Origin of the sequence: Verrucomicrobium sp. 3C, assembly GCF_000379365.1 — a bacterium.
In the GTDB taxonomy this organism is placed as follows: domain Bacteria; phylum Verrucomicrobiota; class Verrucomicrobiia; order Methylacidiphilales; family Methylacidiphilaceae; genus Methylacidimicrobium.
Genome location: NZ_KB901875.1, coordinates 1,734,176 through 1,750,065 on the forward strand (window position 1 = coordinate 1,734,176; position 15,890 = coordinate 1,750,065).

At 62.8% G+C, this 15,890-nt stretch carries 12 protein-coding genes, 1 tRNA gene and 1 pseudogene; 9 read left to right on the forward strand and 5 right to left on the reverse strand.

Annotated elements, in window-relative coordinates:
• Nucleotides 1-197: 197 nt before the first annotated feature.
• Together A37A_RS16735 and A37A_RS20625 are read right to left on the reverse strand one after the other, a co-directional pair.
• A complete protein-coding gene (locus tag A37A_RS16735; RefSeq protein WP_051076260.1) occupies nt 198-1,898 on the reverse strand; it encodes a glycosyltransferase in 1,701 nt (566 codons plus the stop codon).
• A 217-nt stretch (nt 1,899-2,115) separates the two neighbouring features.
• Nucleotides 2,116-2,817, reverse strand: coding sequence for a hypothetical protein (locus A37A_RS20625; RefSeq protein WP_040887698.1), 702 nt, complete (start codon nt 2,815-2,817; stop codon nt 2,116-2,118).
• Between A37A_RS20625 and A37A_RS18380 the strand changes: the two genes are divergently transcribed.
• From A37A_RS18380 to A37A_RS0109200, 5 genes are all read left to right on the forward strand, one after another.
• On the forward strand, nt 2,798-3,901 hold the full coding sequence (locus A37A_RS18380; RefSeq protein ID WP_081616235.1) for a glycosyltransferase family A protein: 1,104 nt from the start codon (nt 2,798-2,800) through the stop codon (nt 3,899-3,901). The genes A37A_RS20625 and A37A_RS18380 overlap by 20 nt on opposite strands.
• Nucleotides 3,902-4,073: 172 nt before the next feature.
• Nucleotides 4,074-6,185: an FkbM family methyltransferase gene (locus tag A37A_RS18385; protein ID WP_020494228.1), complete on the forward strand. Its 2,112-nt coding sequence runs from the start codon at nt 4,074-4,076 to the stop codon at nt 6,183-6,185.
• Between the two features lie 260 nt (nt 6,186-6,445).
• Nucleotides 6,446-7,795, forward strand: coding sequence for an IS1380 family transposase (locus tag A37A_RS16755; protein WP_040887701.1), 1,350 nt, complete (start codon nt 6,446-6,448; stop codon nt 7,793-7,795).
• Between the two features lie 235 nt (nt 7,796-8,030).
• Entirely contained in the window at nt 8,031-8,363 is a 333-nt protein-coding gene (locus A37A_RS0109195; RefSeq protein ID WP_018291218.1) for a hypothetical protein, read from the forward strand.
• Nucleotides 8,360-8,794 carry a hypothetical protein gene (locus A37A_RS0109200; RefSeq protein ID WP_018291219.1) on the forward strand — a complete coding sequence of 145 codons (435 nt, stop codon included), beginning with the start codon at nt 8,360-8,362 and terminating at the stop codon, nt 8,792-8,794. Before A37A_RS0109195 ends, A37A_RS0109200 begins: the two co-directional genes overlap by 4 nt.
• Before the next feature lie 75 nt (nt 8,795-8,869).
• Here A37A_RS0109200 and A37A_RS0109205 read toward each other — a convergent pair whose 3' ends face one another.
• Complete coding sequence (locus A37A_RS0109205) at nt 8,870-9,391, reverse strand: hypothetical protein (RefSeq protein WP_018291220.1); 522 nt, start codon at nt 9,389-9,391, stop codon at nt 8,870-8,872.
• An 813-nt stretch (nt 9,392-10,204) separates the two neighbouring features.
• Nucleotides 10,205-10,276 (reverse strand) — tRNA-Thr (locus A37A_RS0109210).
• A 493-nt stretch (nt 10,277-10,769) separates the two neighbouring features.
• On the opposite strand from A37A_RS0109210, the gene A37A_RS0109220 reads away from it, so the two are divergent.
• The 3 genes from A37A_RS0109220 (at nt 10,770) to A37A_RS0109230 (ending at nt 13,236) form a co-directional block, all read left to right on the forward strand.
• Complete coding sequence (locus A37A_RS0109220) at nt 10,770-11,357, forward strand: 5-formyltetrahydrofolate cyclo-ligase (RefSeq protein ID WP_026195758.1); 588 nt, start codon at nt 10,770-10,772, stop codon at nt 11,355-11,357.
• A 14-nt stretch (nt 11,358-11,371) separates the two neighbouring features.
• Entirely contained in the window at nt 11,372-12,073 is a 702-nt protein-coding gene (locus A37A_RS0109225; protein ID WP_018291224.1) for an SDR family NAD(P)-dependent oxidoreductase, read from the forward strand.
• A gap of 65 nt (nt 12,074-12,138) precedes the next feature.
• Nucleotides 12,139-13,236 carry an AI-2E family transporter gene (locus A37A_RS0109230; RefSeq protein WP_155996546.1) on the forward strand — a complete coding sequence of 366 codons (1,098 nt, stop codon included), beginning with the start codon at nt 12,139-12,141 and terminating at the stop codon, nt 13,234-13,236.
• Here A37A_RS0109230 and miaB read toward each other — a convergent pair.
• Nucleotides 13,211-14,659 carry a tRNA (N6-isopentenyl adenosine(37)-C2)-methylthiotransferase MiaB gene (gene miaB / locus A37A_RS0109235; protein ID WP_018291226.1) on the reverse strand — a complete coding sequence of 483 codons (1,449 nt, stop codon included), beginning with the start codon at nt 14,657-14,659 and terminating at the stop codon, nt 13,211-13,213. The genes A37A_RS0109230 and miaB overlap by 26 nt on opposite strands.
• A 110-nt stretch (nt 14,660-14,769) precedes the next feature.
• Here miaB and tnpA point away from each other — a divergent pair.
• A pseudogene (tnpA, locus tag A37A_RS0109240) lies at nt 14,770-15,159 on the forward strand (IS200/IS605 family transposase); the annotation flags it as partial.
• Nucleotides 15,160-15,890 lie beyond the last annotated feature (731 nt).

The window sequence follows — 15,890 nt, forward strand, 5'->3', positions numbered from 1 at the left end:
TAAGGCAAATCAAATGAAAATCTTGCTCGATCCCGCCTCACGAAGAGCTCTGCGCGGGCGGAACTGCTCGCAAGCGACTCAACCGGCACCTCTCTCGCCCGAAAGCTCGTACTGGTGAGAAATGGGGGCTAGCCTTTTTCCGCCCGCCCAACCCGTTTTCGCCGCCTTCGACTTTTTTCAGCCCGACCAGAGATCGCTTACTCCCTCCACGGCCGCCCGACCCGCGGCGGCCAGGCCAGGGCGTACCCCTCTTCCAGGCTCAAGTTCGGGTTGTAGGCCGGATCCCATTCGATCCACTCTGGCCACTTCAATCGAAAGCGCTCCCGATCCTCCGTAGATTCCTCAGGGGAATCCTCGAGGCGCACGAGTTCGGCATAAGGAGTATACACGATCCGGTAGCCCTTTTCCCGCAGCCGCAGGCAGTAGTCGATGTCCCACAGATCCCGGCCATACCCTTGGTCGAATCCCCCGCACTCCTCCCAAACCGCCCGCCGCGTCGTCAGGCAGGCCGCGCTCACCGCCGACGGATTCCGGATCAGGACCGCTTGCCCCACATAGCCGCTCGACCCCCCGCTCCACCCCCGGAAGGCGGCTGCGGCCGCTCCACCCGGCCCGATCACGACCCCCGCCTCGGCCACCGTGCCGTCGGGGGCCAGGATCCGCGCTCCCACCGCCCCCACCTCGGGCCGGGCCGCCTGGCTCACAAGCTCCGCAAGCCAATCCTCCCCCTTGGGCTCCGCCGGAGCCTCCAGGAAGACCAGGATCTCCCCCTTCGCCTGCCGCGCCGCCCAGTTCCAAAGGGAGGGGCCGGCCAGTCCCGCCGGCGGAGCCAAGAAGCGCACCCCTTCTTTGCCCTCATCGTCCTCATTCGGGCAACTCGGGCTGCCGGCAACCACGAGCAATTCCGATTCCGGGCAATCCGCCTGCTTCCGAATCCTCTCGATCGATCGTCCCAGAGCCTCCGCCGTCGTTCCCGCCCTGAGCAAGAGGCTGACGCGGACATTCTCCGGGAGACTCCTGCGCACCCGATAGGCCCAGCGAATCGGCATAAAGAGGACTTCCGCCCGTTCGCCGACTCTCTGAAGATGATCCCCGATCGCCTTTCGGGCCGCCGCGTAGGCGTAGGGCTTCGCTTCTTCCCGGCTCGCGCACGAGGTCGCAATCGCCCGCCAGTGATAGAGCACCCGGGGGATGTGACGGATCTGCCAGGGCTTGAGCTTTTCCACGAAGCGAAGCGCCAGGTCGTAATCCTGGGCTCCCTCAAAACCGATCCGGAATCCACCCAGGGAGCGTAAAAGGTCCGACCGATAGACTCCCAAGTGGCTGATGCAGTTTTGGGAAAGCAGCAGGTCGTAGCAGAAGTCGGATTTGAAGTAGGGCCCAAACCGCCTTCCTTCTTCGTCGATCTTGTCTTCGTCCGAGTAGATCAGCGCAGCCTCCGGATGGCGCAGGATCTCCCGCACCACCATATAAAGCGCCTCCTCGGGCAACTCGTCGTCATGATCCAAGAGGACGATCCACTCCCCCCGCGCCAGTTCGAGCGCGCTGTTGGAGGCGGCGGAAATCCCCCCATTTTCCCCGCGGAAAACGACCCGGATCCGGGGGTCCTTCTCCCGATTCCTTTCTAACAAGGGCCGGATGTGGGCAGCCGTCGATCCATCGTCGGCGATGCAGAGCTCCCAATCCGGATAGAGCTGCTCCCGCACCGAATCGATGGCCCGCTGAAGCCACTTCTCCGGGCTGTTGAACACCGGCATGACGATCGAAAGCAGCGGCCTTCGGGAAAACCGGTCGCGATCTCCCTGCGAATCGCCTCCCGATCCGCCCCGTCGAGTTGCTGGTAGGCCGCGATCCAGCTCGCGTAGGCTTCCGATGCCATGGTCCCAAAGGCTCGCCATTCGGTATCTTCCCGGCACGCCGGGATCGGTTGCTTCCGCAACCCCATCCGATAGAGGATCTGCCTCCGCCTTCGCCGGAAAGCGCGCTCGGCCCGGCGCAGCCGCTGCATCGTCGCCTCCACGCGAAGGGCGGCCTTCGGACCGCCTACCCGGCCCACGGCACCCGCCACGCCCTTTTTGGGGGCCATCTTTTCCAGGAGATCCCAAGCACGCAGCCTCACCGCGCGATCCCTTGCGCCAGATCCGGGGACATCTCCCGCAAGAGACGATAAAGACGTTCTCGCTCCACGGACACGGCCGGTGTTGCGGACGCCAAGAGAAACGCCCAGGCCAAAGCCGCCGCCCACTCGGCCTGCGCCGGCTCTCCCTCCGACTCCGGGCAAGCGGCTCCCGCTTCGGCTCCCAACCCGATCCACAGCCGCAGCCATCCCCTGCCCGGATCCCGCAAAAAAGAGCGCAGCGCCTTGGCGGACCAGAGAACGGGAGCGACCAAGGGAAAGTGGCTCCCCAGACGAGCGACATAGCTCAGCGGCTCCTTCCCGGGGATCGGACGACCGGAGCGTCCCCTCCCCCGCCCCGAGCCGATAGGGGGAGCAGGAGAAGATCCCCTTCCCCCTAAGCTTCGCCCCTTCCCGGAGCTGCTCCTCGATCTTGGAGGGGGAGAGAGCCGCTCTCCCCGCCCCGCAGCCACTGGATCCACTCCCCCCGGGCCGCCCGGACCAGCGCCGCCCGGGGATCCTCCCCGGCCGCCACCGGAATCCGCCGCCAGCCCGCGCTTCCGGGCTCCTCCGGCCCTCCCCGGCCCGGCGACCAGGATCTCCTTCCTCGCCCAGCTCTGCCCGCGGGCCTCCGCGACGAGCCTCTCCTCTTCCTCCCCGCCCGCCGGCGAGACGACGGCGATGGTGACCAGGGGCTCCATAGACGAGGGAGTTATTGCCGGGATCCTGGGCTCGGCGCTACCCTTTTCCGTTCCGCCGATGAGCAACTCCTTCCCCCTGGTCACCATCGGGATCCCCGCCTACAACTCGGGCCCGTGGATCGTCCCCGCCATCGAGAGCGCCCTAGGGCAGAGCTGGCCGAACAAGGAGGTGCTGGTCCTCGACGACGGCTCAAGCGACCGGACCGTCCAACGCCTTGCCGCCTTCGGCGACCGGCTCCGGCTTCTCCAGGCCCGCACGGGCCGGAGTAGCCTCGCCCGTCAGCTCCTCCTCGAAGCCTCCTCCGGCGAGTGGGTCCAGTGGCTCGACCACGACGACTACCTCCTACCCGAAAAGATCGCCACCCAGATCGCCGAGGCCGGCAGCCTCGCCGAGGCCGACGTCCTCTTTTCCCCCTTTCTTCTCGAGCGATGGAGCAACGGAAGCGTCCAAATCCTGCGAGGCGCCAGCCGCTCGACGATCCCCCGGGATCTCCCCGCGGACCTGGCCTCTCCTCGCAGTTTCCCCAAAACGGCGCCCTCCTCTGGCGCCGGGAGAAGCTTCTGGCCTTGGGCGGCTGGAAGGATCTTCCCGTCGACTATTACGACGACTACCAGATCTACTGGCGGGCCATCCGAGCGGGCTTACGCTTCCGCTACACCCCCACCCCCGGGGCAGTCTACCGGGTCTGCCACGAGCCGAGCCTCACCTCCTCCAACATCCCCGAAAGCCCTCCGCTGGCGCGCTTCGATGGTCCGGGAGGCCGCCAAGGAACTCCAGGCTATGGACCAATGGACGCGTCCGCGCCGCGAGGCGGCCCAGGCCGAATACGCCCGGATCCTCCGAGTGCTCGACCGGTTGGCCCCGCAGTCGGTCGAGCCGCTCTCCCGCGAGGCCCGACTTTCCGATCTCTGGAGCGAGCGGGCGCTCGCCGAAGCGGCCGAGCCGCATGTCCGCTGGCTCGTTCGCCTTCTCGGCTTCCGCCGGGCGTGCCGCGTCCGTCGCCTCGTTCGCTCCTGCGGCCAAGCCGTGCGCCGCGCGCGGAAGGGGGCCCTGGATCCTCGCTCGACCGCGGATGGCTCGTAGTCCCGCGGGGGCGCCGAGGCGCTCGGCGCACCATGGCGATGCAGAGAAAAAAAAAAAAATAAACTTGCCTTTTCCTACGGGAAAACGGATAGAACCGCGCGGGTTCGCGCCTCCTCTTGGAGGCCGGCTTCTGGCTGGGGAATGCTGCGGACCGGCAAACCGGGAAGGGGGAATGCCCTGGATTTCCTACGCGCAAAACTTCGAAGACGTGATCCTCCGCAGGGCCCTGGCCGAAGTCCCGATCGGGTTTTACGTCGACGTCGGAGCCGGAGATCCGGTCAGGGGCTCGGTCACCAAGCACTTCTATGACCATGGCTGGAGGGGAATCAACCTCGAGCCCGACCCTCAATTCTGGCAAAGACTGGCGAGCGCAAGACCGCGGGACATCAACCTCCTGATGGCGGCCGGGGCCCGGAACGAGGAACGGTCATTCTGGCTGATCCCTGGATCCGGCCTAAGCACCTTCCGCGAGCCGTATGCCCTCGATCACCGAAAGCAGCTCGGCTTGGTTTCGCAAGCCGCCAGCGTCGTGGTCCGGACCCTCGACGAGATCGTCGCGGAGCACCGCGTCGAGACGATCCACTTCCTTAAGGTCGACTGCGAAGGGTCGGAGGCCGACGCATTGCGAGGGTTTTCGTTCCAGGCCGTTCGTCCCTGGATCGTCCTCGTGGAAGCGACGAAGCCGAACAGCCAAGAGCCTTCCCACGAAGAATGGGAGCCTCTGCTTTTGGCCAAGGATTATTGCTTCGTCTACTTCGACGGACTCAACCGATTCTACCTGGCGAAGGAGCGGATGGCGCTGCGGGAGCGGCTCGCCCTTCCTCCCAATGTCTTCGACAGGTTCATTATACATGCACTACCGGAAGAGATCCGCACGCTCCGCGTGCAGATCGCGCAGCTTCAGGGTTACAACGAGCAGCTCCGGCGCGAGGTCGACCGGTTGCACCGGAAGCGGGAGAGCCAGCCCTTGCGCCGGATCGAGCGGGCACTCCGCACGTCCTTCGCACGTCGGGGAAAGCCGTCGGAGGAACCAGCCATCCGAACCGCTATCGACGAAGCGGGAGAGAGAGCGGAACCGGTCCGCGGACCCCTCCAGCTCCTCCGCCTATCGGGAATCCAAGGACTTCGCGGGCGTATCGGCGCAATCCGACGCATCCTGGTGGTCCAACTCGATCACATCGGCGACTTTATCAACCGGTTGCCGGCGCACGATCTCCTGCGCCGGTCCTGGCCCGAAGCGGAGATCACCCTGCTCTGCGGTCCATGGAACGTTCCCCTGGCGGAGCGGACCGGCTGCTTCCAGCAGATCATCCCATTCGAGTTCTTCCGGGAGCGCGCCGGAGAATGGCGGGGAGTGAGCAACCTCGAGGCGGAGCGGGTTGCCGCCACCGCGCGCTCGCTGGGCCGGTTCGACTTGGCCGTCGACCTGCGCACCGACCCGGACACCCGCTTCCTTCTCTCCCATTTTCAAGCCGAGCTTCGCGCGGGCTTCGCCGCCCCCGAGGTCGACGTCGTCCTCGATATCGCACTGCCCAACGGAGAACTCTCCGGGGATCTTTACGCCCCGACCCACCGGCGCTCCTCGGCCCTGCTCCTCGTCGAGGCGATCCGCGCAGCCCTCCAGGACCCCTCTTCTTGCCTGCCCTCCTTCCTGCAAGGGATCGCCACGACCGAGAGCCCCCTGCCTAGGCTCATCGCCGTCGCTCTCGGCTGCGGCGACCCGGTCCGGGCGTGGCCGGTTGAGCATTTTGCCCGGCTCTGCGCGCTCTTGACCCAGAAGCACCATTGCACCGTGCTGCTTGTCGGCGGCCCCGCGGAACGGGAGGCGGGCGAGGCGCTCGCCCGCGACCTCCCGCCCGAGCGCTGCCGGAATCTCGTCGGGAAGGTTCCCTTGGCAGAGATCCCGGGCCTCCTCGCCTCGGCCCGGGTCTTCGTCGGCAACGACTCGGGCTTGAGCCACATTGCCGCTGCGCTCGGGGTTCCGACGGTGACCGTTTTTTCCGGTGTCGTCGATTGGAGGATGGCCCATCCGGCAGGCCACCGCGTGAGCCTGCTTCGCATCCCGATTTCCTGTTCTCCCTGCTATTCCAACCGCTGTCCCCACGCAAAGGCCTGCTTGACGGCGATCGACCCCGAGGCCGTGGCTCGGGAAGTGCTCTTCTACCTGGAGCAGGAAGAAGGAGCCGGAACGGAGGATCACCCGCAAGAAACGGGCAACGGGGATCCGGCCGGTGCCAATGGGTCAAGAACAGCCGATCGCGGGCTTCCTCGCTCCCACGCCTGATGGCGTCTTCCGAAAAGAGGTGGATCTTTCCACCAAAAGCCGTTCGGCCGCCTCCTCCTCACCTCCCCTGCTTCGGTCGGACCAACTCGTCGACCAGCCCGCGAACGGCATCCTTGAAGCGCTTGGCCCCGATATCTCACCAATAGCGGGCATAGCGGAAGGCAAAAAAGTTCGCAAAAGGGCATAGGAAAGGCCGTCTTTCCCTGGTATAAGTGCGTTAAGAAGACGTTACTACAACCAGAAAAAAGAAACGGCCTTCCATGACAGAGTGTAGCCAAGAGACTTTTGGGTTTACAGCGCATTTTTCGCGACGGGTGGAAGCGGGATTTACCGCGGGTCGGATCTCCAGCGATGGGGGCGCAATTCTGTTGCGGGAAGCGGATCGGAAGATCGGTTTGTTAAGACGGCTGGAGGGCTGCTTTCGGGATCGACGCCATCCGAAACGCATTGTGCATCGGGTACGGGAGATGCTTGCCCAGCGCATCTTCGGGATTGCGATGGGCTACGAAGACCTCAACGACCATGAGCAGTTGCGGACCGATCCGTTGGTTGCTCTCCTGAGCGGGAAAAGCGATCTGGAAGAGGATCTGGCGGGCAAGAGCACGCTCAACCGGCTGGAGCTGGTGGGTCGAAGCGAGCGCTACCACAAGATCGACTACTCGGCCGAAGCGATTGACCGTCTTCTGGTCGATCTCTACCTCGAATCGCATCCCCAGCCCCCTGAGGAGGTGGTTCTCGATCTGGATGCGACCGACATCCCCCTTTACGGACATCAGCCGGAGCGCTTCTTCCATGGTTACTACGACTCCTACTGCTATTTGCCGCTCTACATCTTTGCTGGCGATCAACTCCTTGGCGTCCGGCTTCGGCCATCGAACCAGGATGCGTCGGCGGGCTCCCTTACGGAGGTGAGCCGGATCGTGGAACAACTCCGTACCCGTTGGCCCGGAGTCCGGATCGTGCTCCGGGCCGATTCGGGCTTCTGCCGGGAAGAGATCATGGCTTGGTGCGAAGCCCATCAAGTCGACTACCTCTTCGGCTTGGCCCGCAACGAGCGCGTGTGCCGGACCATTGAGGCCTCGATGGAGCAAGCCCGTCGTCTGCGCGAGTCGAGTGGCAAGCCGGCTCGTTTCTTTACCGAGTTTACCTATCGGACCTTGAGCACTTGGTCGAGAGAGCGCCGAGTGGTCGCCAAAGCCGAGTACCTGGAAAGGGGAGAGAATCCGCGCTTTGTCGTGACCTCTCTTTCCTCCGAGGAGTGGCCCGCCCAAGACCTTTACGAGAAGCTCTACTGTGCTCGTGGCGACATGGAGAATCGGATCAAGGAACAACTCCACCTCTTTGCCGACCGGCTCTCGACCGCGCAAATGGCCAGCAACCAACTTCGCCTCTACTTCTCGGCTCTTGCTTACACCCTGGTCGAAGCGCTGCGACGGCTGGCTCTGCGAGGAACGGACTGGGCCGAGGCCCAGGTCGACACCCTCCGGCTCAAGCTCTTTAAGATCGGCACGCTGGTCCGAGTCAGCGTCCGCCGCGTCTTCCTCTCGATGAGCAGCGCCTATCCTTGGAAGAGCCTCTTTACCCACGTCTTCCGAGTGCTGCGTTGCTGAGCATGTGCCAAAACCGCAGATCTGTTCCTTCGGCAAAGCCTACGACCAGGCGGAGCCTTGCTCCACAACCGGCTTTTTGCGCTTTGCAGTGCTCGCGTTAAGGCAAATCAAATGAAAATCTTGCTCGATCCCGCCTCACGAAGAGCTCTGCGCGGGCGGAACTGCTCGCAAGCGACTCAACCGGCACCTCTCTCGCCCGAAAGCTCGTACTGGTGAGAAATGGGGGTTAAGCGTCATGCTCGCCGAAGCAGAGGACTATGAGCCTGTCTTGCCGTGGGAGAGCGCGCAACCTACGCAGAAACAATTGGACGTGCTGGACAAGGCCGGCTTCGACGTGAGCCTCATTTCCTCGCGCGGCCTTGCGAGCAAGCTCATCGACGGCATGCACAAGAGGAGGACAAGAGGACTTGCCACCTTCAAGCAGGTTCGCCTAATGCGTAGGCTCGGCTACCGGGGCGATGCGGCCAAAGCGACCTTCGAGGAGGCGAATGCGTGGATCGAGGAAAGGCTGAACAAGAAGAAGCCCGCTCGGTGGCGTGAGCGAGGAGAAGAAAAGGAGAAGCCATGAACACAAAATCCCTATTGATCGCCTGCGCCTTGGCGCTCTGCCCTGTGGCAAGCGCCCATGCGATTCTTGCGAGCTGGTATCCCGCGGAAGCGCCGCATCGAGGACCGCTCGGCAGCGGCGAACATTCCATAGTCCATGGGATGAAGATCTACCGAACACCCCCCTCGCGGCCATACATCGTGATCGGCACAATTAACGCGGGAAGCGGACTCTTCGGATCTCCGAGAACTCGCGCAGTAGACAAGGCGAAGGAAGTGGGAGCCGATGCGATCATCCTGGTTCAAACGGAACGCTGGCCTACTGGCGGGCAGGCTTGGGGGTGGGGGCAAGGAACACACGCGGGAGGCGGGATCGGAGGACTAAGTTACACACAGAATTACGCCGTGGTCGGCCACTACCAAGCAATCAAGTGGATCAAGGGCGGGAAGTAAGGCCGGAGCTTGCGAAGAATCGCGGGATGGTTGGGGGTGTCTGATGGCCGGGAACAAATCCTATCCGCAGTTTCCTTAAGCATCCGCTCCTCCGCCGCCAGCTTTCTCCGGTGCTTCATACGCAGCGGCGTTCAAGGAATCCTGAACCGAATCCGCTACCGCATTCTCGGCTTCGGTCTGCTTCCTGCGCTTGCGGCTGGCGTTCCGGATAATACCCAGAGCGTGCCGAGCCACGATCCTCCGGGCTTCTTTATCGCTCTGGTACCTGTCCGACCAAAGCCGTGGTTCGAATTCTTGAGTTTTGCGTAGGGCTTCCTCGCGCAAATCGACGGCAACCTGCTTCCCGTAGAGCAAGAGCCATGCTTCGATGGAGCGCGAGGTAAGCATGCCCTTAGGGATGCCCTGTCCGGAGAGCTTTGATCGGATTTGGTCCGCATGCTCGGTGAGCATCCCGGCGTCAACCGGCTCCATGGAGATGCACCCGAAATTCGGGTCATCGACGATCCGAAGCAGAGCTTTGTAATGGCTTCCAGCGGCGGCGACAAGCTGCCTGTAGATTGCCTTCGCGGCGGACGACATCAGCAAGCGAATGGACATGGAGCGATTCTACGATAAGAGATGGGCTTCGTCAACCTACTGGTAAGAGAGAGCGCACCTACCCCTGGTTGGCCAAGGAGAAAATTTTTCATGGGGGCGGGGCGAGCAGGGGGCACTCACTTCCGGCGCGGCGCGCGCCCCAAACCCCTGCGCGAAAACGCGCAGGTGCCAGGGCGGCAGAGAGGGCGTGATAATGCGTTATCAATATCGGCTGATAATGCGGTATCAATAAGCCCCCTACCCCTTGCCGCCGTCTTACTAATAAGGCCATACGCTCTGGAGAGATCCGTGGCTCCGGCCCTATGGCGTCTTACTCGTAAGCCTCCATCGCACATTCCGGGCCGACGTTCCCGGACGTCGTGACGTCCGCCGGTGAAGAGAGACTCCGAACGATCCGCTGAGCACCCGACTCACGGCCTACGAAATGATAAGGCATTCGCAATATCAGCCTCGCGCAAAGCACGCGGCGCGAGAGACCGGCTGAGTCCGGTGGAGGTGGGTGGAGGTTCAATTTTAAAACCTCCACCGCATAAGTCATTGATGGGCAAGGCCGGTGGAGGTTGTGGAGGGGGTGGAGCTTTTTTACCATTACCAAAGTAGGGCGAAATTTAGAGATGAAGGCCGAGCTTGATGCCCCAGCCTACCCGAAGCGCGGCGTCGAGGCTCGAAGCGTTGCCGGAATGCTGCCGGAATGTTGCCGGAATCCATACGTCTCTACCCGCTTTTTTGCGTATCCATCGTTACACATCTGTTCTTAACGCAATAAGCTTCCCTAGGGCTTCTACCAGGCAGGATTGCGTCTTTATATCTGGGAGCCGGCTGTGGGGATCGAACCCACGACCCGCAGTTTACAAAACTGCTGCTCTACCTCTGAGCTAAGCCGGCGCAGGGATGAATGGATCCTAGGTGAACGGCAAGGGGATGTCAAACGGCTGGGGGCGTTCCGGAGACCTCATGCGGATCGGGGAAATGCCGTAGCTACGAGGGTGATAACCCCCTACGGTGAGGGGCGTTAGAATTCCGCCCGGAGCTCTTGACTGCGGAGGAGAATATTGGCTAATAGTAGCAAAAATTGTAATCGCACACTTTCAAGGAAACGATGTAGAAGCCGGGACCGGAGCGGAAGACGGGGCAGAAAAAGGAGCCGAAAAGCAGTTCTTCGGCCGAACCCCCGGTGGCCTCGCCAAAGGAAGAATTCCCGGAAAAGATCGTGGTCCCGAAATGGCTTTCCTTCTTTCCGTTGCGTCGGCTTCACGAATAGGGGTGGCAGCTTCAGTCCGAGGCGGCACTCGCTGTTTTTGCGGGTGAAATGGCTTTCCTCTTTGCGGCAGACCGATTTTCCCTTGCGTCGAGTCCGGAATCGGGATTCGGATGAGCTATGGTCGATGCTTTGGTCCAGGACAAGACGGGACAGCGCCGCTTGCTTCGGCAGCGGCTCTCCGCTCATGGCGAGGCCGAGCGAATGGCTGCGGGCCGACGAGTGGCGGAGCAACTCGTTTTCCTCCCGGAATGGGAAGGCGCCAAATCGGTTGTCCTCTATGCCTCGCTGCCCGGAGAGCCGGATACCGATCTTCTTTTTTGGCGAGCGCGTAAGGAGGGCAAGCGGGTCTTCTATCCCTTTTTTCGCGGCGAGGATCGGAGTCTCGGGTTTGCCGAGGTCGAGACGTTGGAGTCGTTGCACGTGGGGCCTCTGCGGTTTCGGGAACCTTCGCCGGCGAAGAAGGAGCAGGTGCTGGAGGCGGATCTTATGCTGATCCCCGGGCTCGGATTCGACCAGCGCGGGATGCGGCTGGGGCGCGGATGCGGGTATTATGATCGGACTCTGGCCGAAATCAGCGCCGGCCTGCTTCGCGTCGGTCTCTTTTTTTCCTGGCAGGAGCTGCCGCGGGTAGCCGCCAAAGCGCACGACGAGCAGATGGACCTGTTGGTCACGGAGCGTGAGGTGATCCGGGTCCGAAGGAGATAGCAAGGAGGGGGGGGATGGGTTTTCTGGAAGGCCGGGTTGCGACCGTGACCGGCGGAAATAGTGGGATCGGAAGGGCGGTGGCGCTGGCGTTGGCCGCAGAGGGGACCGCCGTGGCGGTCGCCGCAAGGAGAACGGAGGCGTGTGAAGAGGTGGCGCGTCTCTGCCGGGAGCGGGGAGGAGAGGGGATCGCGATCCCGACCGACGTTCGGCGCGAAGAGGAGTGCGAGCGCTTGATCGAACGGACCGCTGCATGGCGCGGGAGGATCGACATCTTGGTGAACAGTGCGGGCGTCGGGCGCTTCGGCCCGATCGCCTCTCTTTCGACGGCCGATTTTCGCGAGATGGTTGATACGAACCTTTTCGGGACTTTCTGGTGCAGCCGCGCGGCTTTTCCCAGGATTGTGGATGCTGGGGGAGGCTTGATCTGCAATGTCTCCTCGCTCGCCGGAGTCGAGGCGTGGGAGGAGACCGGGGGCTACAGCGCCACGAAGTTCGGGATCGTCGGCCTCACCCGTGCTCTGGCCGACGAGGGGAGGAAAAGGGGGGTGAAGGCCGTGTCGATCTGCCCGGCGCTGGTCGCCACGCCGATGACGGGGGTGTCGGGAGCCGATTTTCTCCAGCCGGACGATATTGCGCAGACCGTGCTCTATCTGCTGCGCCTCTCGCCGGCGGCTTGGCCGGCGGAGATTCTGCTCAAGCGGCGTGGAGCAGAGTAGCCATGCGGGCCGGGCCCAAGAAAAGCGATCGTGTTTCCTCGGCGGGCACAGTAAGCTCCATCCGCATGGCAGTTTCGAAGTTGGGACCGGTGACGGAAGGGTCGGAGGCGGAGCAGAGCAGTATATTCCAGACCAACGCGCGGGTGGTGCTCGCTCTCAGCTTGGCGACGCTGGGTTTTTGGGTCGTCCGAGGCTTCCTGGTCTCCATGACCTGGGCGCTGGTCATTGCCATTGCTGCGTGGCCCCTCTACCAGTGGCTCCGGTCCCGCTCGCCTCACTGGATGCGGGCGGTCGTCTTGCCGCTCGTCTTTACCCTGATCACCGGCGTAGTTCTGATCGGACCCCTAACCTACGCAGCGTTCCGGCTAGGGGAGGAAGCACGGGTCGTGGCGCGCTGGGTGGCGACGATTCAGCAATCGGGATTGCCCGCCCCGGAGTGGATCAACCACATCCCGGTGGTGGGCACCTGGTTGTTCTCTAACTGGAATTCCTCTCTGGGAAGTCCTGATGCGGCAAAGACCTTGCTTGGTCAACTGGACCCGGCCTTCGTTTTCCGATGGACCCGGGCAGTGGGCGAGCTGATGTTGAGGCGCGCAGAGGTGCTTGCGTTCACCCTGCTCACCCTCTTTTTTCTCTTTCGTGACGGCGAAGCCTTGGGGAAACAGGTCTTCGGGTTCGCCCGCCGGCTTGTGGGGGAAATCGGGGTCGGATATGCCCGCGACTGCGTCTCGGCCATTCGCGCGACGGTGAACGGCCTAGTCCTGGTGAGCATCGGAGAAGGGATCTTGCTGGGAGTCGCCTATGCGGTCGTGGGGATTACCGATCCCGTCACCTTAGGGGGCTTGACCGGGATTTTGGCGATGGTTCCTTTCCTGGCGCCTCTGCTCTTTGGAGGAGTCAGCATCATGCTCTATACGCAGGGGAGCCTGCTGGCCGCCATCGGGCTTTTCCTCTTTGGCCTCCTGGTGCTCTTCGTCGCCGACCATTTCGTTCGGCCGGGGCTGATTGGAGGATCCGCCCATCTCCCCTTTTTCTGGGTGCTCGTGGGGATGTTGGGAGGGATCATGAGCTTCGGTCTCTTGGGGCTTTTCCTCGGGCCGACGGTGATGGCGGCCCTTTTGGCTGCCTGGTACGATTTTATCGGCCGGGCGCCGGAGGAGTAGGGACGCCCAGCAGGCGTTCCTCCCTCTCTTCGGCGAAAACAGGCTCCGCGTAAAAGGTATATCCGGTGGTCTCGACGATGCGGACCCGGAGGAGTTCCCCCCGCCAGCGCTCTTCAGCGCGAACGAGAACTAGGTGATTGCCGCGTGTCCTGCCCTGGAAGCGGTGGGGAGACTTCCGACTCTCCCCTTCGACGAGGATTTCCACTTCTTGGCGGAGGAGCTGCTTTGCTTTTCTCAGCGCGATCGCGTCTTGGAGGCCGAGGAGCTCATGGTTGCGGCGAAGCTTCTCTTCCTCGGGGATCGAGTCGGAGCGAGCGGCGGCGCTGGTTCCGGGACGGGGAGAGTAGCGGAAGATGTACGCCTGGTCGAATTGGACGGTCTCGACGAGGGAACGGGTCTGGGCAAAATCCGCTTCTTCCTCTCCTGGGAAGCCGACGATGAGGTCGGTCGTAAGGGTCGCCTCGGGCAGCGTGGCGCGAATCCGCTCGACGAGTTGGAGGAACCGGGAGCGGGAATAACCCCTCCCCATGGCCCGCAGAATCGTGTCGCTGCCCGACTGCGCTGGCAGGTGAACATGCTCACAGAGGGCCGGCAGGTCGCGGAGGGCAGCAATCAGGTCGTCGCGGAAGCCGATGGGGTGTGGCGAGGTAAAGCGAACGCGGGCGATGCCGGGGACGGAGCAGACTCTTTCGAGGAGCTGCACGAAGGGGGAGCGGCCGTCGCGGACTGAAAATTCGTGGCGGCCGTAGAGGTTGACGATTTGGCCAAGGAGCGTAACCTCGCGGACTCCTTGATCGGCGAGCTGGCGAACCTCTTCCACAATCTCTTCCATTGGGCGCGCGCGCTCGGCTCCTCGGGTGACCGGGACGATGCAGAAGGCGCAGCGCATGTTGCAGCCCTGCATGATTGAAACGAACGCAGAGGCCTTCCGGCGGGAGGGGAGATGGTCCCGAACTTGGTTTTGTGAACCCGGCTCGGCATCGACATCCAAGATCCGGAGTGATTCGGAAGGAGAGCCTGGGCCGGCGGCGGCGCGCGCGGCGCGAATCCGCTCGACCTGGATCATGGCCTTATGGAGCTTCTGGGTGCCCAGGACGAGATCGACCTCGGGGAAGTCGTTCAGGAGCTCGCCGCCCCGGCGTTGGGCCATGCAGCCGAGGAAACCCAAAACTACGCTCGGGTTCTCGCGCTTGCGGGCGCGCAAAGAGGTCATCTTGCCGCATGCCTTTTCCTCGGCCAAGTCGCGCACCGAACAGGTGTTTAACAGGATTACGTCCGCCTCTTCTTCCGAGCGGGCGATTCGGTAGCCTTGGGCGACAAAGCGATGGAGCACGGCTTCGGAATCCCGGACGTTCATCTGGCATCCGTAGGTTCTGAGAAAAATCGCGGGTGCTTCCGGGTTTCGCTGCCATCCGTCCTTCATAGAGTTCCTGCAAGGAAACCTGCGATTTGAATCGCGGGAGGAATTGCGGTTGCGCGGAACGCAACACGTGATGTAGTCTTTCCGACACGCAACGCGTTGTCACCAATCGCAACTGTGTTTACCAGACCGCATACCATGTGGTATGGTGTCCAAAGTATCGGATCGACGTGTTGACGGGACCGGTGGCCGAGGAAATGCGAGCGATGCTGGATTCGATTTGCGCGGAACGAGATTGGCCGATGATCTCCAAGGAGATTCAGCCGGACCACATCCATCTGTTTCTCAGCATTCCTCCCGCCATTGCCGTGGCCGACGCCGTCAAGGTGCTCAAGGGCGTTACGGCTCGCTTGCTGTTTCAACGGTTTCCAGCACTTAAGGAGCGGTTGTGGGATGGACATCTCTGGTCTCCATCCTATTACGTCGGCACCGCCGGCAATGTCAGCGCGGAAACCATCCGTCGCTACATCGAACGATCCGAACACGTCACCAAGAGGCGATAGGCCATGATGCGCACGGCGTCGATCAAGTTGTACGCGTCGCCAGAGCAGCGAGCGGCGCTTGCCGCGGCTGCAATCCGACTTTGCGAACGCCTGCCAGCGGCTTTCCGCCGTCGTTCGCGAGCATCGGGTCTGGAATCGGGTGGCATTGCATCAACGGACCTATTCGGATCTGCGTTCTTCGACTCCGCTGGGCAGCCAGATGTGCTGCCAATGCCATCTTTTCGGTTTGCAAGGCGTACAAGGCACTCAAGGTAACCGGACGGATTCCGAAAGACACGCCGGTTCCGGCAATCAGCTTCCAGCGCGCCCAGCGTCCACTTCGACACAAGCGCGCACCTACGCGCTCAAGAAGAATGCCGTCTCGCTTTATACCCTGGGCGGGACGCGTCATCGTTCCGATGCGTCTTGGGGAACCACCAGCGGCGCATCCTCTCCTCCGGCCGGCCGAAGGAGGGCGGAACTGGTCTTTCGCAAAGGCCAACTGGTATTTCCAATCTCGTCGTCGAATCCGACGACAAGGAGCCGATCGCATCCGGCCCGGTAATGGGAGTGGATGTCGGCGAAAACAATCTCGCCGGCACATAGTTTGGGAGGGATATTCGGCGGCGGTCGTCTGTGCGATCGTCGCGACCGCCATCTCGCCCTGCGTCGCCGTCTCCAGTCCAACGGCAGCCGAAGCGCAAAACAGAAGCTTCGGCAGGTCTCCGGCAAGGAGAGGCGGCACGTCACCC